This is a genomic window from Treponema sp. UBA785, assembly GCF_002297065.1.
In the GTDB taxonomy this organism is placed as follows: domain Bacteria; phylum Spirochaetota; class Spirochaetia; order Treponematales; family Treponemataceae; genus Treponema_D.
Map to the genome: position 1 here is coordinate 21169 of NZ_DBJD01000011.1, position 21661 is coordinate 42829.

Genomic DNA, 21661 nt, shown 5'->3' on the forward strand with positions numbered 1-21661 from the left:
ACTTTTGGTCGGAATGTACAAGGCGGACAGCGGAAAAATAATCTTTAAAAGTTCAGAAAATAAAAAAAGCGAAAATGAGCAGGGTTCTTCACTGATAAAATATATTTTTCAGGATCCCGCGCGTTCTTTAAATCCGAGAATGACAGTTTTTTCGATTTTGACAGACGGCTTAAAGTACGAAAAAAAAGGAATAAAAAAAGAAGAACTGAAAAAACTGGCGGAAGAAATTTTAGAGGAGGTCGGTCTTGATAAATCTGACCTTGAGCGCAGACCTTCGGAATTTTCTGGTGGACAGAGGCAGAGAATTTCTATTGCGCGCGGACTTTTGATGCAGCCGCAGCTTTTAATTTGCGACGAAGTTGTTTCTGCTCTTGATGTTTCGATTCAGGGACAGATTTTAAATCTTTTGCAGGAAATCCGCTCAAAAAGAAATTTAAGCTGTCTTTTTATTGCCCATGACTTGCGCGTAAGCTGTTATTTTTGCGACAAAATCGGCGTAATGTACCGCGGAGTTTTGGTTGAAGAAGGAAATGCCGAAGATTTTTACAAAACGGCTTTGCATCCGTATTCAAAACTTTTATTTGCCGGAGCGGAAGGCGGAAAAAGTTCGTTTAAGAATGAATGTGAGGTAAAAAGTTCTTTGGAAGCTTTGAAATGCTGTCCTTTTGCTCACCGCTGCCCGAAAAAAACAGAAAAATGCCAGAAATCTTTGCCGGAATGGACGGTTTTGGAAGACGGACACAAGGTCCGGTGTTTTTGTCTGTAAAAAAATTCTGCTTTAAGGAAAATCTTAGCCCGGATCGGAACGGCGTAAGTTTTTGCGGTGATTGAGCTTTGCGAAATTGCCGCAAAAATGCAGCGGAAGCGGAACCGTGCAGAGCCGGCTTGACCGAAAATGCGCTCCAAAATTTTGATAATTTGACCTTTTGCCGTTTTTGTAAGATAATTGTTTCTATGGAACAGAACGAAATTTCAGAAAACGAACGCAATGCTCTGCTTGATGACGGTTTGCGCGAAATGTGTAATTTAATTGCAAAAAACAATGATCCACAGACGATTTATGATTTTTTCGGCTGCCTTTTTACTCCTGCAGAAATGAGGGATTTTGCGACCCGCTGGCTTTTGGTTAAGGAAATCGACAAAGGCACTACACAACGCGAAATTGCCAGAAAATTTGGAATGTCGCTGTGCAAAATTACGCGCGGTTCCCGGGAATTAAAAAAACAGAATTCGGCTTTTAGGCGGTTTCTGGAACTTGCAAAAAAGTTGTAGTTTTTTTTCTTGATTTAGTATTCAGGTTTTCTTAACTTCAAATTTTTTCTTCCGATAATTTAACAAAGAAATTTTACTTGAAAATTACGGGAGACAGCATGAAAAATTTAAAGATATTTAGTTTTTTTGCCTTGTTTTTTTGCCTTGCTTTTTTATCATGCAATTCGACGGCAGTTGAAAAAGATGAGTCTGTTCAAAAATTGCTGAAAGAAGGGCGTTACGAAGAAGCAAAAGGGCTTTTTATTACAAAAACCGACATCAACGCTCAGGATAAAAACGGCGACACTGCGCTTCATGTCTGCGCGCGAATTAACGAAGCTGATTTGATTGCTTTTTTTGCCTTTAAAAATGCCGGCACGGAAATTGAAAATGCAGACGGCGATACTCCGCTTTTGGTTGCGGTAAAAAATGACAATATTGAATCTGCAAAAATTTTGATTCAGATGGGAGCGAATATTTTTGCAAAGGATGCCTCTGAAAATTCCGCACTCCAGCTTGCGCTTGCAAAAAATGAACTTTGGTATGAAGTAATGATTACCGAAAAAACCGGGCAGATTCGCGCTATAAACGGAGATTCGATTGTCCATTATTTTGTTCGGACGGACGACGAAAAAGCGATTGATTTTTGCATAAAAAAGCAGCTTCCGCTTTCTGTAAAAAACAATGAAGGCGACACTCCTCTTTCTCTGTGCTATAAGCGTGCAGACGAAACTGTTCCTGTCAGAATTGCGGCTGCGCTTTTGCAGGCTGGATGCGAGTGTGAGCGAGGAGACTTTGCTTATTTTGAAGATTCTGTGCGCACTCACAACACGATGCTGCGTTTTGCCGACGGGCAGACTCCTCTTCATTTTGCGACGATTCTTGGCCATACGGGAATTGTAAATTACTTTCTTAACGAAAAAACTCCTGTCCGGATTTCGGATATTTTGCAGGCCCAGGATATTGCAGGTTCAACTCCATTGCACGAAGCTGTTCGTTATGGACGCGTAGAAATTGCAAAGATTTTGCTTGATGCAGGTGCGAAGGTTGATGCTCTCGATGCTGTTGGAAAATCGCCTTTCTTGCTTATAATTCCTGCGGAAAAACAACTTGAAATGTACAACGTGCTTTTGTCTGCGAACGCCGATGTTACTCAGAAAGATATGTATGGCGATACTGTTCTTCATGTCTGCACAATGGCTGCTGTAAAGACAGATGTGCTTTCTGTTCTGATAAACCACGGAGCGCCTGTAAACGAAAGAAACAAAAAAGGTGTAACTCCGCTAAGCCTTGCAATCGAAAAAAACAATACTGAACACGTGATTTTTTATGCCCGCGCAGGCGCCGACATAAACGCAGAAGATATGGAAGGAAACACGCCTCTTACACGTGCGCTAGAAAGTCCTTCGATTGATATGCTCAAAACTTTGATTACTCCTCAGAATGTGCTTTCTAAAGACAGTGCCGGAAATACTCCTCTGCACATTGCTCTTATAAAAGACAGCCCGTTCGACTACATAAAATTTCTCGTAGAAACTGGAGCAGATGTAAACGCGCGTAACAAAGATGGAGACTCTGTTCTTTTCCTTGCTGTCCGCAAAAACAAAAAAGACGTGGGCGATCTTTTGCTTTCAAAAAATGCCGATATTTTTGCTTCAAACACAGAAAACAATTCTCCGCTTCGCATTGCCCTGGCACAGGGTGGAGAAGTGCAGGACTGGCTTATTACCAGCCAGACATTGAACGCTTCTGACGGTTCTGGCAATACTCCTCTTCATTACGCATGCGAATGGAAACTTGATGAAGCGGTTTCTGCCCTTATTCAAAAAGGCGCAAATGTGAATGCTGTAAATGCAAATGGAGAATCTGCTCTCTTTGCGGCTGTAAAGGCTGATTCCTCTTCGACAATAAATATTCTTGTTGAAAACGGAATTATTACGGACACTCGTTCAAATCTTACACGCGATCATCTTGGAAACACTCCGTTGCACTATGCAGTAAAATGGAACAGTCTTCAGGCTGCGCAGTCAGTAATTTCTCTTGGATTCGATGTAAACTCTCAAAACCTTTCTGGAAAAACTGCCTTGAGCGATTGCTGCCGTTCGGACAAAAGGCAGATGGCTGTTCTTCTTATACAAAATGGAGCAAACGTAAATTCTACCGACGTGACAGGACGTTCTGTTCTTGTAGACGCAATCCAGAGCGGAAACGAGGAAATGGTAAATTTATTGCTCGAAAAAGGAGCAAATCCACTGATTCAGGAAATGAACGGACGCAATTCGTTCCATGAAGCGGCCTTGGGTGGAAATATAAAAATCATAGAATTGATTCGTTCTGCTGGCGGAAATCCCCTCAGCCGCGACACTTACGGCGACAGTCCATTCAGCCTTGTCTTGAATTATGATGAAAACGTTCTGAGAGCTGTGCTCGGCACAAATCTCAACATTGTCGATTCTGACGGAAATACTCCGATTCACATTGCCGTAGAAAAGAAAGTTTCTGCACAAAAACTCGATATGCTTATAAAAATGGGCTATCCTGTAAGCCAGCGCAACGGAAAAGGCGTAACTCCGCTCAATATGGCGATTACAACTAGTCAAAAGAGCCTTGCCCTTACTTTGATTGAACGCGGAGCAGACCCGTTTGCAGCGACAATAACTGGCGACAACGCCCTTACAAACGCATTTAAAAACGGAAATGTCGAAATTCTTGATGCAATCTGTAAGTACAATGCGCGCAAAACTGACACTGCTGGAGATTCAATCCTGCATTATGCGGCTAGACTTGCAAACGATGTCCAGGTTCGGCATCTTCTTGAACTTGGACTTGACCGCACCGCAAAAAATCTCAGCGGCGAAACTCCTTCAAAAATGGCAGCCCGCTGGAATAGACCTGCAATTGCAGAATTGCTAAAATAAAGAATCTTAAAGCAAAAATCCAGAAGTTCATTTTGGGCTTTTGGAGATGCTTTAAAATCTGATTTTCGAGGTTTTTTGTTTTATGACACAGACAAAATCGCTCCGCTTGACAGTCGCGGAAAAATCACAGTTTTTAAGCCGTTGCTACGGCTGGATGGCATTTGCGCTTTTTTTGAGCGCAGTTGTCGCATATTTTACAGCTGCAAACATTTTTACCCAGACATTGGACGGACACATGCAGCTTTCATATCTTGGCAAAATGCTTTTTGCGGGACGCGGAATGGGATTTATGCTTTTGTGCTTTCTCGAAATCGCAGTCGTAATTTTTTTAACAGCAAAAATCCGCACAATGAGCGTTTTTACGGCAAGATTTTCCTTTATACTTTATTCTGTCATAAATGGAATTTCGCTTTCCAGCATTTTTGCAGTTTACCAGATTGCTTCGATTGCAAACGCATTTCTCGCTACTTCAGCTACTTTTGTCGTAATGTGCATTTACGGTTCAAAAACAAAATCTGATCTTACAAAGCTCGGCCGTTACTGCGTTATGGGACTTTTGGGAATTCTTCTGGCGACTCTCCTGCATTTTATCTTGGGGTTTTTTACAGGAGCGCCGCTTGCTATGCTGGATTTGATTGTAAGCATTGCAACAGTTCTTGTTTTTACGGGGCTTACCGCTTACGACAGCCAAAAAATCTTAAAAACAGCCGAAAATTCAAAAAATACGGACGATTACAAAAAAGTTGCAATTCTTGGCGCGCTTGAACTTTACCTCGACTTTATAAATATTTTGCTTGCACTTTTAAAACTTTTCGGAAAAAGAAAAGATTAGAAAAAATAGGGCGTTGCCTGCGTTTGCAGGCCGCTCTGTCCAGGGTTCCGGCTTTCGCCTTCATTGCTCCGCTTCGTTTCGCAACGTGCCTTGCACGCCCTTCCTGCCGCTAACGCATTTTTTAAGCCTTATTTGTAAATCAAAAACATAGCAGGAATCTTTGAAAGTTCAGGCTTTGGAGTTTTTTTCCACTGAACTATGGTTTTTGTCTTTATAAACTGTTTTTCTGTTGTAATTCCAGCCGCAACGCAAAGTTTTGTTTCCGGACGGCAGATTCTCAAAATTGCCTCAAGCATTTTTTCGTTTCTGTAGGGAGTTTCGATAAAAAGCTGAGTCTGGTTTTCTTTGTACATTCTGTTTTCGAGCTGTTTTAACTTTGTCTCGCGTTCGCCGTTTTTGACAGGAAGATAACCGTTAAAAGCAAAATTTTGTCCGTTAAAACCGCTCGCCATAATCGCCATAATCATTGAATTTGGACCTGCCAGCGGAATTACTTCAAGATTTTTTTTATGGGCAATTTCGACTGCCCGGCTTCCGGGATCTCCTACGGCAGGACAGCCGGCATCGCTCAAAACTCCCATAGGCTCGCCTTTTTCAAGAAAACTTAAAATCTTGCTCAAATCTTTTTTTTCGTCTGTGTGCTCGCTTAGTTCATAAAAAGAACATTCATCTATCGGAAAATTTTTATCAAGTTCAATCAAAAATCGAACTGCGCACTTTCTGCTTTCTACAATAAAATGGCGTATATTTTTTACTGTTTCGATATTTTTTGCTGGAATAACGCTTTCAATTTCTGTGTTTTCGCCAAGTTTGCTCGGAATTAAATAAAGGGCTGGTTTCATAAAAACCATTATAAAATTTGCCGAAAAAAATTGCAATTTTAGAGATTTGCTGTAAAAATGACTTACAGAAGAAACATCTTTATATTTTTTTTGTTCTATAAATTGATAATATCGAGAATTTTTTAATAGAAAATATTATAATATAAAGAAACTGCTTTATCTGATTTAGTCTTTATTTTCAGGTAAAAATACAGGAGTTTATGTATGTTTAAAAAAATTATTGCATCTGCCGTTTTATGTGCTGGTGCAGCCTTGTATGCGTATAATCCTCCGGCTGGCGGACAAAATCTTCTCCGCATTTCTTCTCCGGAACTTTTGAGCGAAGGTTCTTCTTCTGCTGGCGGACCGTTGTTTTCTGTTTCTCCGGATTCTGTCGTAAATAATCCTGCTCTTACGGCTTTTGAGCAGCGTGCTGTTTTAAATCTTTCCGGAACAATGCTTTTTGACAGCAAGGACGAATCTGACAAATCTGTTGGAGGGGCTTTTGAAGGCGGTATTCTTCTTCCTTCAAGATGGTGCGTTTCTTCATTTTTAGTTCAGGGCGTTTTTGTGCCTTTTTATGATATGCATTTGGGAAATTCTTTTAACTTTACGGCAAATATTGCAAAAGATGTAACCGACAAACTTTCTGTTGGAGCGAGCGCCGAGCTTGGAGTTTTTTACGGCCATAATTCTGACTGGCGTGGCGGCGTAAATTTGGGCGCTTTTTATGAATTTGGCGAAGCTGGAATTTTAAAAGACATTCGCTTTGGCGCAGTCCTGCTAAATATTGGAAAACAGCTCGGAAATACAACTGTTCTTGGAATTACAGGCAGCGAAGCGTCTGAATGGCCGGGAATTGCAACTCCAAAAATGGGAGCGGCCGCAACTTTTTTTAAGCAAAATAATTTTAAGGCTGGAGCAAGCCTTGATTTTTCTTTTCCTTCGTTCCAGAATTTTGTGTGCGATGCAGGACTTCAGCTGCTTTTTGCTAACGTTGTAAAACTAAGTTCTTCGTGGGAATACGACGCCAGGGAATTTTCTGAAGGTTCAAAAAATATATTGCCTTCTGTCGGAGTAAGTTTCCAATTCAATTTTAATTCTAAGGACGGCTCTCTTTTGGCAAAAAAAGGCTGGGAACAGAGCGAAATGACTGTAAGCGGTGCCTGGAAGCAGCTTTACAAAAACGTGAATGCAGTCAGCGCCGGGGCAAAAATCAACCTCGGCCTTAAAGATACTCAGGCTCCAGAAATTATCCTTTGGGGAGAAAAATAGTTATGAATAAAAGATATTTTTTTGCGGCATTGGCACTTGCTTTTTCAGCTTCGGTTTTTGCAGAAAAAGGCCCTGTTTATATTTCTCCAAACAATGATGGCGTTCAGGATGTTCTTGAAGTTCCTCTTCAGATAAAAGAAAAACGCTATGTGACCGAATGGAGTTTTACAGTAAAAAACGAAAAAGGCGAAGTTGTCCGCACAATCGGCAATAAAGAAAAACGTCCGGAAAAACTTGGACTAAAAAAATTTTTTAAGCAGCTTGTTGCTCCAAAAACTGGTGTAACAATTCCAGAAACTGTAGTTTGGAACGGTGTTATGGACAACGGCGAAACTGCTCCAGACGGAACATATTACTATTCTTTCAGCGCAACAGACGACAATCAAAACACTGCTTCTACAAGAGAATTTGTCGTAATTGTTGACAATACTGCGCCAGAAATTGAGCTTGTTCAGCCAAGCCAGGATGCAAAAATCTTTGGTGAAGGAGCAAAATCTGTTCTTACAATAAGACAGTCTGGTTCACTTGAAGATTTATGGAATGGAACTTTTTATGATTCTGTTGGAGTTCCTGTACGCGTGTTTAAATGGACAGAAAGCGAACCTCTGAAATTTGATTGGGCTGGAACTGACGACAACGGCGTTTTTGTAAAAGACGGAGTTTATTCTTACAGAATTACTGCGACAGACCGTGCAGGAAACGTTTCTGCGCCAGCTATAATTTCAAATATCATTTATTCCGCAGAAAAACCTGCTGTAAATATTACTCTCAGCGGAAACAGATATTTTTCTCCAAATGGCGACGGTGTAAACGATACTGTTTTATTCAATGTAAAAATTCCCGCTCCAAATCAGGCAAAAACAGGAAACAAACTAGTTGAATGGAAAGTTGCAATCGAAGACAAAAATGGAGACGCGATCCGCATTTATTCGGGAACTGACAATCCTCCGGAAAATATTGAATTTGACGGAAAAACTGACTCTGAACAGGTTGCGCCAGAAGGAACTTATTATGCGAAGGTTACTGCAAAATATCTCAACGGTTTTGAACCAGATCCTTTAAGGTCGCCTGTATTCACGCTCGACAATACTGCTCCAAGCGCGACTGTAACAATAAAGAATTCAACATTCTCTCCAGACGGAGATGGCAATCTTGATTTGCTCGAAATTGCACAGGCAACAGTAAGCAATTCTCTTTCGCCGGTTTCGGACTGGACAGGAACAATTTTAGATTTAGATGGAAATGCTGTAAAGAAGTTTGAATTTGGTTCATATTTGCCGGAAAAATTAAGCTGGGACGGACTTGATTCAAAAAATATTCTTTCAAAAGACGGAAATTATAAATACGTTTTGACTGCAAACGATGCCGCAGGAAATTCAACAAAAATTGAATCTCCTCACTTTGCGCTTGATACAAGCAAAACCGAGCTTATTCTTACTGTAAGCCCGGCCTCTTTCAATCCGGCTTCGGCAAGCGTAAAATTTGTTCCTGTTGTAAAGAGCGGAGAAGTAGAGCATTATTCTCTTGAAATTCATGGCGAAAACGGAGAACTGGTTTGGGCTCAGAATGCACAAAAATCTCTTCCTTCAGAAATAAAATGGAACGGTCTTGCCTCGAACGGAAGCCGCTGTGTAGACGGAAGTTATTCTGCAAAGCTTTCTGTAAAATCTAAAAACGGTTCCGAGGCTTCTGCTTCAAGCCAGCCGTTTACAATTGACAGCATTGCGCCTTCAATCGAAATTTCTGTTCCTTATACAGTATTCTCTCCAGACGGTGATGGAAACAGAGATATTGTTCCTGTAACTGCAAATTCATCTTATGAAGAGAAATGGACTGCAAAAATTGTTGATTCAAAAGCCGATGTTGTAAAATCTTACGAATGGAAGGGCAGTGTTCCGAATTTCGAATGGGATGGAACGGACGGCAGCGGAAACAAGGTTGCGGACGGTCTTTACAAGATTGTATTTGCTTCGGTTGATGCCGCTGGAAACCGTGCCGATGCAGAAATTGCCGGTCTAAAAGTTGACAAGCGCGAAACAAAGGCTTATTTAACTGCTGATCTTGAATATTTTGCTCCAAACGGGGATGGAATTGCCGATCTTCAGAAATTTACAGTAAGAACGAGCGTTGTGGATGGAATTTCTGAATGGAAATTTGCAATTACAAGCGCAGAAGGCAAGGTTGTAAGACAGTGGACAAGTGAGCAGTCAAAAGATTTGCCAGCCGTAATAAATTGGGACGGAAACGATGCTGACGGAAAAGTTGTCGAAGGCGTATTTACCGGGAATCTTTCAATTTCTTACGAAAAGGGAAATCTCGTAAATGCCGTTTCATCTGCATTTATATGTACTGTAACTCCACCTCAGCTTTCTGTAAAAACAGCGCCTCGCTATTTCTCTCCAGACAATGACGGCGAAGACGATGACCTTTACATTCAGCTAAAAGGAAACAGCACTGTTCCGCTAAAGAATTGGTCATTTGTCGTAAAAGATCCAGAAAACGGAAAAACATTTTGGTCTGTAAACGGAAAATCAACGATTACAGAACGGCTTGTTTGGGACGGACGCGGAAATAACGGTGAACTTGTTCAGTCTGCAATGGATTATCCTTATGTATTTACAGCAACCGACACTCTCGGCATGACAAGTACTGTAGAAGGAAAAATTAGCGTAGACGTTCTTGTAATCCGTGTTGGCGATGTTCTCAAGATGGCAGTTCCATCAATCATCTTCCGTTCAGACGCAGCAGACTTTAAGACCGAAGATGAAATAAAGGGCGGAATTACACTTGCTCAAAAGTCAAACAACGAACGCGTTCTTAAGAGAATTGCAGAAATTTTGAACAAATTCAAAAACTACACTGTAACAATCGAAGGCCACGCAAACAACGTTTCTGGAACTGAAGCGGAAGAAACTCAAGATACTGTACAGTATGGAAAAGCTCTTAAACCTCTTTCTCAGGAACGTGCAGAGTTTGTAAAGGAACAGCTCAGGAAAAACGGAGTAGATTCTGCCCGGCTTACAGCTGTTGGCCGTGGCGGAAGTCAGCCAGTTGTTGCAAGAAGCGACAAAGACAACTGGTGGAAAAACCGCCGTGTTGAATTCATTCTTAACAAATAAAATTTAAACTTGTAAAAAACGGGCTTGTTAAAAAGCAAGACTTGCAGCGATTTTGGTAAAAAAAAGCCAATCGCTGTTAAAAATCGAACTTGTTTGGCAGTCCGTTTTTTTCTGAAAAAATTACAAAAATGTGCCTGTCCTTAAAACAAAGAATCATTTTACTTGCTGACAAATACGAAACTTCTCAATTTTTGCAAAAAGATCCATCGCAGTTTATGCATAAATTTTCGCCTAAAAATGGTGGAACTGTCAGAGATGCGGAAATTGTCGCTTTTTTGTCGGCAAATCTAGCATTTGGAAGGCGGGATCAGATTCTTTCCCATATTCAAATTATTCTCGATATGATAAAAGAATCAAAAAAAACTCCGGCGCAATGGATTTTGGACGGGGAATATGAGAAATTTTTTGATGAAAGCAAAAAGTCATTTTACAGAATGTACACTTTTTGTGATATGAAGAATTTTTTTAGGAATTTGCAGATTTTTTTAAGTCAAAAAGAAACTTTAGGCGAATTCTTTAAGGGAAAATGGGAAAATTCAATTGAAAATATTCAGAATAAAGAAGAGATTTTTCTTCATTCTGTCATTGCCGAGAGTTTTTGCGGTGAATGTGCTTTGATATGCCGCTCAAAAAATGGAGCCGCGAAAAAGTTGAATATGTTTTTAAGGTGGATGGTCCGCGAAAACTCGCCAGTTGATTTAGGCTTATGGAACTGGTACGACAAAAACAGGCTTTTAATTCCATTGGACACTCACGTAATGCAGGAAGCCGTAAAATTTTCACTTATCGAAAAAACTTCTTCTGGAAAAATTCCTTCTGCAAACTTAAAAACCGCTGTTGCACTTTCAAAAAAAATGAATGAGTATTTTCCAGGGGATCCTGCGCGCGGAGATTTTGCTCTTTTTGGTCTTGGCGTTGACAATTAAAGAAAATGCCTGTGCAAAAAATCACAGGCACTTTATTAAAATTTATATTCCGAATTTGAAGACAGTTTTTTTTGCCGGCTTAAATCCGAAATGATAGTATGAAAAATATTTTTTTAGAAAATGTATGTCATAAATACACCGCTTGACCAACATCTGCGGTTTTCACCGTCAAATGAAGTTCTCTGCTCAAAGTCAGCATAAACTGCAAAAGTTGTATTTTTTGAAAAATCGTATGTAAGCTCAGGGCGGAGATTTAAAACATGGCCGCCGTTCCAGTCTTTTGAAACTTTGTAATCAGCCCAGCGGTCGTCTTTTGAGCCTTGTGCCCAAGAACCCCATAAATTGAATCCTGTTTTGTTGTTAATTGCAAACGAAAGTGTTGCTCCTGTGTACCATGCAAAATCGTAATGGCTATTTTCAAAGAAGTTTAAGCCGATTTCCGGGCGGAGATTGAGCTTTGTGTTTGGAATTATAAAGTTGATTGCGGCTCCTGCGCCGTAAGCTTCGTCATTCTCAGCGTCAGAAAAAAGCGAATCTGCTGCAATGTAAAGGTCAAGAACAAAGTTTTCAGCTCCGATTGTAGCGCCCGAATAGAAATTTGCCTTTTCTTCAAATGCTCCTTCGAGTGTTGCGGCAATGCTGAGCCATTTTGTTGGCGCAACTTGAATACCAAGGTTTATAGCAGGGTCGTCTGTGTTGAATCCATTTGGAATTGCGGCTCCGACCTGAAATTTCAAGTCTTTTGAATTGTAATTGTATCGCACGCCAAGCGCACGTTTAGCGTATTTGTTTGCATAAGGAATAAATCCTACGACATCGGCAGAACCTGGCGCATCAACATTGAATTTATAAGAACCGGTTGCTTCGGAAGATGTTTGGAATGAGCTGCCTGATCTGTCGTCATAAGATGTTGAAAAACCGCCCTGACGAACGTGAGAGTCTGCTTCCCAAAGCCAGTTTCCGTAACGAGGTGCCGGACCTACTTGCCAGTTGAGTTTTGTTCCAACGCCAATATCAAAATTCTTTTTAGGATGCCAGATAAAATTTACATAGTAAGAATCCTGAATTGTATTTGAAACATTTGCCTGATTATTCAGAACTGTGCCTGTAGCAGCTGCAACCGCAAGAGCTTCGTTTGACAAGGTGTTGTCGCCTGCATAATAAGAAGAGCTTCCTCTTGTGCCGTATTTGAGAGAAAGAGGGTTGCCGTTTGAAGTTCCAAAAACGAAATTATCTACATCGCCTTCGTTGTCGTAATTTGCAAGAAAACTCCAGTTGAGCATGCCTTCAATAGTAAAATTTCCGCGGTCAAATCTTGCCTGGAAAGTATCTGTAAAACCGTAAAATGTCGCGTTGCCATCGATTGGCGCTCCAAAACCAATCCAAGCCGTATTTTTCATCTGCTGTGAACTTAAAACCTGTGCGCTGGCAACAGATGTTCCAAAAATTACGGCAGATAAAACTGTTAAAATTTTCTTCATTTGCTTTTCCTCCGGAATTAAATTAAAAAATAGCATTTTATTCGTGCTGCTATTTTACCGTATTTTAAAATTATAATACTTTTGGAGTTTTTGTGCCTGTTCTATGTATGTTTTCACGTATAATTTTTTGTGATATAATCTTTTTCATTATATTTTTAGTAACTGTCGCAAGCCAGTGACGGATTAGGAGATATTATGGCAAAAGACGAAAAGACTGCGGTTGATCCGCATGCATGTACGCTCGACAAAATCATTTCACTCTGCAAAAGACGTGGTTTTGTTTATCAGGCTTCGGAAATTTACGGCGGTCAGGCTGGTGCTTGGGATTACGGTCCTTTGGGTGTAGATTTTAAACGCAATATTCAGAATGCGTGGTGGAAAGAAATGACTCAGCTTCACGATGATGTTGTTGGTCTTGATTCTGCAATTTTCCAGCATCACACAACATGGAAGGCTTCTGGCCACGTAGATCATTTTTCAGACCCAATGGTTGACTGTCTTGAATGTCAGGCTCGCCACCGTGCAGATAAATTGATTGAAGATTTTGTCGCCGCAAATCCGGACAAAGATCCTGGAAAACCAGTTGATACAATGACTCACGAAGAAATGAAGGCTTATATCGATGCGAACATCGACTGTCCTGCCTGTCATTCAAAAAACAGAAAATATACGGCTGTCCGCGAATTCAATCTTATGTTCAAAACATATCAGGGGCCGATTGCCGATGAAAGTCATTTGATTTATCTTCGCCCAGAAACTTGTCAGGGAATTTTTACTGATTTTAAGAACATTGTGCAGTCAAACCGTATGAAAATTCCTTTCGGCGTTGCTCAGGTTGGCAAATCCTTCCGCAACGAGATCATCTTTAAAAACTTTATTTTCCGTACATGCGAGTTTGAGCAGATGGAAATGGAATATTTCTGTAAGCCAGGAACAGAAGATGAAACTTTTGAACGCTGGAGAAAAGAACGCTGGGCATTCTACCTTAAATACGGTATTGCAGAAAATCACTTGAAATGGCATCACCACGACAAACTTGCGCATTATGCAAAAGATGCTTACGATGTTACTTACAAATTTCCAATCGGTTTTGAAGAAGTTGAAGGCATTCACTCAAGAACAGACTTTGACCTTTCTCAGCACCAGACATTCTCTAAAAAAGATATGTCTTACATCGATCAGGAAGACGGAAACAAAAAATACATTCCTTATGTAATCGAAACATCTGCTGGACTTAACCGCAATTTCCTCATGTTCTTGTGCGAAGCTTACGAAGAAGAAAATGTCGGAAAAGACGGAAAAGAAGACTACCGCACAGTTCTTCATCTCGATCCTCGTCTTGCTCCTGTTACAGTTGCTGTTCTTCCATTGATGAAAAAAGACGGACTTTCAGAAAAGGCAAAGGAAATTCAGCATCTTTTAAAAGAAGATTTTGTTACAGATTTCGATACTTCTGGTACAGTTGGAAAACGCTATCGCAGACAGGACGAAGTTGGAACTCCTTTCTGTGTAACAGTTGATTACGATACAATTACCGAAAAGAAAGAAGACGGTTCTGCAAATGAACTTTTTGACACTGTTACTGTCCGCTTCCGCGACTCAATGGAACAGGAAAGAGTAAAACTCTCTGACCTGCACGCTTTCCTTTTTAACGCAATTAAAAATTACAAACCTGTTGTAAGAGATTAAAAAATAGGCTGCCGGAAAAATATTTTTTTGAATTATGTTTTTCTGACAGCCTTTGTTTCTGTTTTTATGGATTATGTAGCCCTAGGAAAATCTAATCTTCTCGTAAGCCGAACTGCATTGGGAGCAATGGCTTTAGCAAATGTTTCTGACGATAAGCAGGCTTCTCAAATTATAAGCAGCGCTTATGAAGGAGGAATAAATTTTTTTGACACGTCGCGGACAAGCGAAGAAAGCGAAAAACGTCTTGGAAGCGCCCTTCATGGTGCAATTAGAAAAGATATTTTTATAGCAACAAAAACACGAGCCTCTAATAACGATGAGCTTTTCCGTGATATTGAATTGAGTCTTGCCGCCTTAAAAACAGATTATATCGACCTTTACCAGTTGGATAATCCTTCTTTTTTGCCAAAATGCGAAGGAGAGGATAAAATCGTTGAAAAACTTTTGAACCTTAAAAAGCAAGGCATAATTCACCATATTGGAATTTGTACTGAAAATTTTGATATGGCGCGCAATTTATTGAATGGAAACGGTCCCTGGGAAACTTTGCAATATCCATTTAATCTTTTATGTCCTATCGAAGTTCAGGAACTTGTTCTTGACTGTCGCGAAAAAGACGTCGGTTTTATTGCAATGCAGCCGTTGTGTGGTGGCGTAGTCCAGAATATTCCTCTTGCGCTGGGTTTTTTTAGCCAATTTGATTCCGCAGTTCCTGTTTGGGGCGCTCACAGCCAGGAAGAATTACAGCAAATTCTATATTTTACAGAAAATCCACCGATAATTGACGAAAAATTTGAACAGGAACTCGAAAAAGCAAGATTCTTTTTTAATTAGTTTTGGACTTTTTTCCCTTTTTTTGTCATTATCGGGCTTGGTCCCGATAATTTACTGAAAAATTCCGACAGATGGAAATGACCAAAAAGAATTTTTTATGTCATTTTTTTTCTGGGGCTGAATCCGAAAATCGAATGTATATATTACAATTATTTAGAGATTGCTAACCGAGTTTACTATGCAAACATCGCAGTATCAAGCACGGCAATGTCATTTAGAGCTTTATTAGCCAATCTCCATGACACTTAAATTACTGTTCTTATCAAAACGCGACATTCGGGCTAAGTAGCTATTTTTAGCGAAACTCGAAATTGAGCCTAATTAGTTTTAAATTCTTCTTTATTTTTGAATATTCATCGTTTTGAGCATATCCTGAGTTTCCTGCTTGTTTAAAACCCGGACAATTTTGTTTTTGTCGTTGTCAGTCTGAATCGTAATTGGATTTCCAAAGGAATCTTTTTCGCCAAGGAGAGAAACAATCGGATTTCCTGGGGAATCTGGACTTGCGTCCGTAACTTGGGCAATTTTTCCGTTGACAAGGTAAACCCACGCTCCAATTGGAAAAAGCGAAAGAGAGTAGAGCAGCGCCTTGATTACGGTGTCGTCAAACTGTTTTCCTTCATTTTTAAGAATTTCGACCATGGCAGCATAAGAAGAGCGGGCCTGCCTAAAGTGTCTTGGAGCGGTAATTGCTTCAAAGGTGCATGCTACTCCAATAATCTTTGCAAAAATGTCAATTTGGCTTCCTTCAAGGCGGCGAGGGTAGCCTGAACGGTTTTCGCGCTCATGATGTTCCAAAATTCCAAGCTGAATTTGAGTTGGAAAATTGTTTTCTTTTGCAATGTTAAAGCCCAAAACTGCATGTGTCGCGAGTTTTTGTTTTTCTGACGGAGAAAGACGCCTGTCTGTCATATAAAGCTGCGGCGGAAGGCGAATTTGTCCAATTTCGTGCAGAATGCAGCAAACTCCCAAATCAACGATTTTTGAAAGAGAAAATCTAAGCTGAAGCGCAATTACAATTGCAATTACAGTCGAGCGCATGCTGTGGCTTATAAGATAGTTTTTTGTAATTGTGTCTTGAGAAGGCGTAATGCGCAGAACGTAGCGGCGGTTTTCTTTTATAAAAATGCACAGTTCTTTGACAGTTTCTGAAATTTCAGTGTAATTTAAAACTTTGTGAGTTGCATAGCGTGTATAGACGGCGGTTATGTAATTCATGTATTCGTTATAAACAGTTTGAACAACGTCCATCCGCGATTTTTCATTGTTTGCAAGGCTTGCTTTTGCGTCTTTAATTGCTTTTTTTGCATTTTCGCCAATCTTTGGCTTTTTATCCGAATCGTCCAGTTCAAGATCGTCAATAGAAACATTTTTAAAATCTGCCGGATCTGCTTTTACAGGAACAGAAATTTGTCCAACTCCCTGCGAGCCTTCTGAATAAACGGCTTTAAATCCCCATTCAAGAAGCGTTTTTTTTAGAGAATCCGTAAACGGGCACAAAGAGTTTAAAAGCAAAAAATTTTTATCAATAAAAAGGTCGCGGTTAAAGAATGTGTTTTCTTTTATTGTCGAAACTGGAAACGAATTCATATTGGTATTATCGGCAGAATTCAGCAGATTATTAAATTTTTATTGGGTGGCTTTTTGTTTCGCTCCGCTTCACAAAAACCGGGCTGTCCGTGGCTACGGCGTCTTGCGCGCCTCCGGTGCTTTGCACACGCTTCGCGTCCACTACCATCCCTGCCACAAAACAAAAAAAGAGAAGAAAACTTTCACTTTTTCTTCTCTTTTTTACATGGAAAGCCGGTTATTCGGCGCGTCTTTTATTTTTACAGGGCGTCTGGATGTTTGAAAAGCCTAAAAAGGTTTTTCACGTCCTGTTGTTTCAACCAAAGACATTTATATTATCGTTCCTTTGTAAATTCGACTTTAGTGTTTTTTGAAAAAAAATCATTTTTTTGCAAAAATTGCTGATACTGGCGCACGGATTTCATCAATTCTTCGTATACAATTTTTGAACGTGAAAAAACTGCGGAGGTTTTGTCTTTTGGTAAAACTTGTGAACTGAAAAGTTCGTTGAGTTTTGCTTCAGTCGGAAAAACAAGCGAGGCAATTTGTGTAAACTGAGAATTTCTTAGTTCAAAATCAGTTTGCTCAAGAGATTTTAGCGCCTTTTGAATTTTTTCTGTAGAAAGATTTTTGTCGGAAATTGTTTTTTCGCAGGTAAAAAACGCTTTTCTTGCAAGCGAGTAAAGGTTTTCAAGGCCATTTTTGAGTTCTTCAAATGCAGCGTTAAAATTTTGCAAAAGTTTTTGCTGTCCGCAGTCTGATTTTCGAGATTTTTTTTCGGCTTCAAAAAACTGGTTGCGAAGGCTTATCTTTTCGTCCTGCTTAAGCAAAGTCTGGACGTCTGCGCAGTAAAATCCTGGAATTTTTAGGGAAGTTTTGCTGAGCGAAAAAGAGGTCGTTTCAGGATATTTTTGAGTCTGGCTTTCAAACCACCATGCAAACATCTTCATTTTTGAATCCGTAACAATTGTGTTTTTTTCGTAATCTTGTCCTAAAACCGGATTTGCCGCAAAAATTGAAGTTGCAAGCATTTTTTCGGCAGAATTCAACCTTGTGCTTGAAAAATGCGCTTTTTCTTCAAAAAGAGAACCACGGATATGTGTATTTTTTTTTGGATAACCTAAATCAAGTCCTGCGCAATAAATTTCTTTTGCGCCGATTATCCTGCAAAAATCCCAAGCCGTTGTGGCAACTGAGCCTCCGCTTCCAAGTTTTCCTTTGTGACCGAGTTTTTCTTCAAAATACTGACCGAGCGGAAAAAGTGATGAGCACAAAACTGTTTTTCGGCAGTTAAAACGGTAAACTGCCGGGCAGACGGCGGATTCCGTAATCAAAACGCTGGACTTGCTTTTAAGCCCTGCAATGTGCCTGTAGGCGTAGTATTGCGGATCGGTAAGGACAATAAAATCTGGTTCAACCTCTGCTTTTAGGCAGGCGCTCAGGGCAGTGTCGACTGCAACTGTCAGACAGCGTTTTTTTAATTCTTTTAAAAAAGGCAGAATTTCTGAAAGTCCTGGACCTGCGGCAATCAAAAGACAGGGCAGGTCTTGTGGACAGACATTTTTGTAAATGTTTATTCCGTCCAAAATGGCCAAAAACGGCAGGTTAAAGCAGGAATTTCTTAGCCAAAGCTTTGAAAATTTTTCGAGTGTCGAACTGTTTATTTTTTCTTTTTGCTGATTGCGCTCAAAAAGGAAATGAAGTGATTCAAAATATTCTTTTGAATGTTGAGACTGCGCTTTGTTTTCTATGAGCGCGGTGTGTGAAAATGGCGCAGAATGTTCTGTCAGAGTAATTACATCGTGGAGTTCTGCCTGTAAAAGAACAATCAGTTTTTTGTGCTTAAGCAATGGTTCGAAATCTGTATATTTTAAGGCTGCAAAAAAATATTGAGGTTCTGGTTCTACAATGATTATCGAATCTTCAGGAAAACTTTTTGCCCATTCTAAAGGGGCGTAGCCAAGTCCCATTGAAAAAAAAACGGCGCATTCTGTCTGTTCTGTTTTTGCATTTTTGACGGTTGAAACAGCTTCTTTTTTTGGCGCATACGATGAATGAAGAAAAATTCCGTTTTCTTTGGCGGTAAGTTCTCCGTTTTTTGAAATAACGACTTGCCAAAAAGCAAAATCAGGTTCTTTTTGTTCATTTAGAGGAAAAGTTTTTTCGAGTTGTTCTGCCAGAAAAGAAAAACGTGCTTTAAAAAGAGAAATGTTTTTATTCCAAAAAGAGTTCAATTTCGGTGTCCTGTGTGAGCGGAACTCCAGGTTCAGGCGTCTGAGCGGTAACCCATCCTTCGCCGTTGATTTTAATTTTTAAATCAGAGCGGTTTAGCAATGGCAGGAGGTTTCTCTTTGGAAGTCCCTTAAAATTCGGAACTGTCTTGTCGATTTGAATTTCCGCATTGTTTTGAATTTTTATAAGTCCTGAATGTGCAAGGCTCGACGCTCCTCCTCGGCTCATCCCCAAATGGTCGATTATTATGCTTGCCGCTTCGCCAATAACAGGAGCAACAATTCTTCCAGCGTAAGTTTCGCCTTTTGCCTTTTCAATTACAATATAGAGTATTATTTCCGGATTTTCGGTCGGAAAAATTGCAATACAGTTAGAGATAAAGTCTGTTTTTGAATATCCTCCGTTTACAGGATCTGCCATTTGTGCAGTTCCTGTTTTTACACCGATTGAAATATCGCTCAAGTTTGCTCTTGAGCCAGTTCCTGTCTGTGCAACAGTTTGCATGCAGCTCAAGATATATTTTGAAGTCTGATTGTTTATTATCTGCGGTTTAAAATTTGGAGAATGGATGTATTCTTCAATTCCAGCCTGGTTTGTAATTTTTTTAATTAAAGTAAGTTGAACCGGAATTCCGCCGTTTGCAATTGCAGTTGCGGCTTCGACCATTTGCAGCGCACTTACGGAAATCTCCTGTCCGATTGCAATTGTCGGCTTTGAGCGGGCAGACCAGAATCTGTCGCTGGTATTGCGGACTGCGCCTGCTGTTTCTCCGGGAAGCTCTACTCCTGTTTTTGAGCCAAAACCAAAACTTCTCAGTCTGGACAAAAACTGTTCACTTTCAATTTTTTCAGACATTTGAGCCAAAGCATCGTTGCACGAAAATTTGAGCGCTTCTCTGGCGGTAATCCAGCCGTGGTGGTCAAGACAGGTGATTCTTATTCTTTCGCCGCTGGAAGTCTTTTTTTCGTAAATTCCATCGCAATAAAAAGTGTCATTTTCAGAAATCGCGCCTGAGTCAAAAAAAGCCGCAATTGAAAAAATTTTAAAAACAGAACCGGGTTCATAACTTTCGGTTGCCGGCAAATCTTTCATTTGGGCGGGAGTTGCCTTTGAATACTGATTTAAATCTGCCGATGGAAGTGAAATATAAGAAATAATTTCTCCAGTTTTTGCTTCTGCTGCAATCATCATCAAGCTTGCCGCATGAGTCCGTTCAATTGCATTTTGCGCAATTTTTTCCAATTTGAACTGAAGATTTGCATCAATCGTCAGATAAATATTTTTCCCTTCAACATCAATCGGAGCGTCTGGATTTACAGGAGGTGAAAGCAGGTTTTGTTCTGTGTATTCAATTCCTGTAAGCCCTGTTCCGTCGCTCCCCATGTAGCCGATCACCTGGCTGGCAAGTTCCTTTTCTGGATAAATCCTTCCTGGAACTCTGTCAAACCTGACCGCCGAAAAAAGTCCATTTTTGTCCGTAATTTCTTTTAAAATTTCATAATCGTTTTGGTCGATTTTTTTCTTGAGGTAAACAAAATTTGAATCTGCGTTGGAAGAAATTGTGTTTGCCAGCTGATGCTCATCAATTTTTAGAACTGGCGAAAAAAGTTTTACAAAATTTCCCAAGTCTTTGATTGCAGAAGGCGTTGCTCCTACGTGATAAAAATTTGTCGGAACAGCAAGAGGTTTCCCATTTTTGTCTAAAATAGAGCCTCTCTGCACAAGCGGAGAATAAGTTTTTGTTTCCGGTGTTTTTTTTAAGGCAAGAACTGCATATTTGAAGAAAATATAACCTGCAAACAGCGCTATAACGATGCAAAATATCAAAACCCGTCTTTTGTTGAAGTATTCGTTCATTTGCATAAAACTTTTCCCAACACATTTTTTACAGAAACAAAACCGTAATCACGCGAGTCAACCGAAACTTCATAATTGTCGCCGACAGCCAGTATATAACCTTCTGGAACCTGAGCTGCGTCTTTTAGCCGCATATACTGGCTTTCTGTAAGCGGAATTTCATTGTCTCCAACTTTTACAGTATACACTGGATTTGATGAATATTCTAGTGACTGTCCTTCGCAGGCAACGCACCTTTTTACGACTATTTTGTTGTTATATAAATAAATGACGACATCGCCAGCTTGAGGCTCCTTCCATTGAATCAAAAGCGAGTTTGAAAAAGGCTTGATAATTCCGTAGGCGAGTTTGTTTACAACGACAGTTGATTTGTCGTGAATCGCGCTTTCCATAGAAGTTCCGGAAACGTGAAGAACTTCAACCGCAAAAAGTTTAACGATAAAACCCAAAAGAAGACCGCAGCAGGTTATAAAAATTATAGATTTATTTGTTGAGGATAAATTTGACTTAGACATCTTTTTTCTAATATAACGAATTTTGCGTTCCGATAATAGACGTATGCAGATAATCAGTTATGTTGGCAGCTCTCCAAAATCGAGAAGCTCTGCCAGAACCAAAAGTTTACTTTTAAAATTCAGAAGAAAGGCTTTTAAGTTTTCGGAGTTTGAACATTCTAAAAAAGCTTTTTCAGGAGCGCGCTCTAATCCTGCTTTTGCGGTTTCTGTTCCCTATGTAAATTTCAGGAGTCTGATTCGTCCTGCGCGCTTAAAAAGAATCTGCATTTTTTTGTTGCTTTGTCTTTTCGTTCCTTATTTTTCTGTAAAAATTTTAAACTATTCTCAAGCTTTTACAGGTCC

15 protein-coding genes are annotated in these 21661 nt (G+C 40.0%); 9 read left to right on the forward strand and 6 right to left on the reverse strand.

What is annotated here, in order from left to right:
* The 4 genes from B2X33_RS00735 to B2X33_RS00750 all read left to right on the forward strand — a co-directional run.
* On the forward strand, positions 1 to 766 hold a 766-nt coding region (locus B2X33_RS00735; protein WP_296666766.1), incomplete at its 5' end, for an oligopeptide/dipeptide ABC transporter ATP-binding protein.
* A gap of 188 nt (positions 767 to 954) precedes the next feature.
* Positions 955 to 1272: a Trp family transcriptional regulator gene (locus B2X33_RS00740; RefSeq protein WP_296020285.1), complete on the forward strand. Its 318-nt coding sequence runs from the start codon at positions 955 to 957 to the stop codon at positions 1270 to 1272.
* A 98-nt stretch (positions 1273 to 1370) separates the two neighbouring features.
* Complete coding sequence (locus tag B2X33_RS00745; protein WP_296666769.1) at positions 1371 to 4169, forward strand: ankyrin repeat domain-containing protein; 2799 nt, start codon at positions 1371 to 1373, stop codon at positions 4167 to 4169.
* 82 nt (positions 4170 to 4251) lie between these two features.
* A complete protein-coding gene (locus B2X33_RS00750; protein WP_296020280.1) occupies positions 4252 to 5001 on the forward strand; it encodes a Bax inhibitor-1/YccA family protein in 750 nt (249 codons plus the stop codon).
* 128 nt (positions 5002 to 5129) lie between these two features.
* Here B2X33_RS00750 and B2X33_RS00755 read toward each other — a convergent pair whose 3' ends face one another.
* Complete coding sequence (locus B2X33_RS00755) at positions 5130 to 5852, reverse strand: SAM-dependent methyltransferase (RefSeq protein WP_296666772.1); 723 nt, start codon at positions 5850 to 5852, stop codon at positions 5130 to 5132.
* Positions 5853 to 6047: 195 nt separating this feature from the next.
* On the opposite strand from B2X33_RS00755, the gene B2X33_RS00760 reads away from it, so the two are divergent.
* From B2X33_RS00760 to B2X33_RS00770, 3 genes are all read left to right on the forward strand, one after another.
* Positions 6048 to 7097, forward strand: coding sequence for a hypothetical protein (locus tag B2X33_RS00760; protein ID WP_296020275.1), 1050 nt, complete (start codon positions 6048 to 6050; stop codon positions 7095 to 7097).
* Positions 7098 to 7099: 2 nt separating this feature from the next.
* Positions 7100 to 10216 carry a FlgD immunoglobulin-like domain containing protein gene (locus tag B2X33_RS00765; protein ID WP_296666775.1) on the forward strand — a complete coding sequence of 1039 codons (3117 nt, stop codon included), beginning with the start codon at positions 7100 to 7102 and terminating at the stop codon, positions 10214 to 10216.
* A gap of 128 nt (positions 10217 to 10344) precedes the next feature.
* On the forward strand, positions 10345 to 11142 hold the full coding sequence (locus tag B2X33_RS00770; protein ID WP_296666778.1) for a TIGR02757 family protein: 798 nt from the start codon (positions 10345 to 10347) through the stop codon (positions 11140 to 11142).
* A 113-nt stretch (positions 11143 to 11255) separates the two neighbouring features.
* Here B2X33_RS00770 and B2X33_RS00775 read toward each other — a convergent pair whose 3' ends face one another.
* The gene (locus tag B2X33_RS00775) at positions 11256 to 12623 is read right to left on the reverse strand and encodes a hypothetical protein (RefSeq protein ID WP_296666781.1); all 1368 of its coding nucleotides are present in this window, start codon (positions 12621 to 12623) and stop codon (positions 11256 to 11258) included.
* 195 nt (positions 12624 to 12818) lie between these two features.
* Here B2X33_RS00775 and B2X33_RS00780 point away from each other — a divergent pair, with 195 nt between their 5' ends.
* Both B2X33_RS00780 and B2X33_RS00785 read left to right on the forward strand, forming a co-directional pair.
* Positions 12819 to 14312 carry a glycine--tRNA ligase gene (locus tag B2X33_RS00780; RefSeq protein ID WP_296020264.1) on the forward strand — a complete coding sequence of 498 codons (1494 nt, stop codon included), beginning with the start codon at positions 12819 to 12821 and terminating at the stop codon, positions 14310 to 14312.
* Positions 14313 to 14339: 27 nt separating this feature from the next.
* On the forward strand, positions 14340 to 15146 hold the full coding sequence (locus B2X33_RS00785) for an aldo/keto reductase (protein WP_296666783.1): 807 nt from the start codon (positions 14340 to 14342) through the stop codon (positions 15144 to 15146).
* A gap of 339 nt (positions 15147 to 15485) precedes the next feature.
* On the opposite strand, the gene B2X33_RS00790 is transcribed toward B2X33_RS00785, so the two are convergent.
* The 4 genes from B2X33_RS00790 to lepB form a co-directional block, all read right to left on the reverse strand.
* A complete protein-coding gene (locus B2X33_RS00790) occupies positions 15486 to 16736 on the reverse strand; it encodes an HD-GYP domain-containing protein (protein WP_296020257.1) in 1251 nt (416 codons plus the stop codon).
* A 314-nt stretch (positions 16737 to 17050) separates the two neighbouring features.
* Complete coding sequence (locus B2X33_RS00795; protein WP_296666788.1) at positions 17051 to 18949, reverse strand: motility associated factor glycosyltransferase family protein; 1899 nt, start codon at positions 18947 to 18949, stop codon at positions 17051 to 17053.
* The gene (locus B2X33_RS00800; RefSeq protein ID WP_296020331.1) at positions 18930 to 20804 is read right to left on the reverse strand and encodes a PASTA domain-containing penicillin-binding protein; all 1875 of its coding nucleotides are present in this window, start codon (positions 20802 to 20804) and stop codon (positions 18930 to 18932) included. Before B2X33_RS00800 ends, B2X33_RS00795 begins: the two co-directional genes overlap by 20 nt.
* A complete protein-coding gene (lepB, locus tag B2X33_RS00805) occupies positions 20801 to 21319 on the reverse strand; it encodes a signal peptidase I (protein ID WP_296666792.1) in 519 nt (172 codons plus the stop codon). The genes B2X33_RS00800 and lepB overlap by 4 nt, the downstream gene beginning before the upstream one ends.
* Positions 21320 to 21661 lie beyond the last annotated feature (342 nt).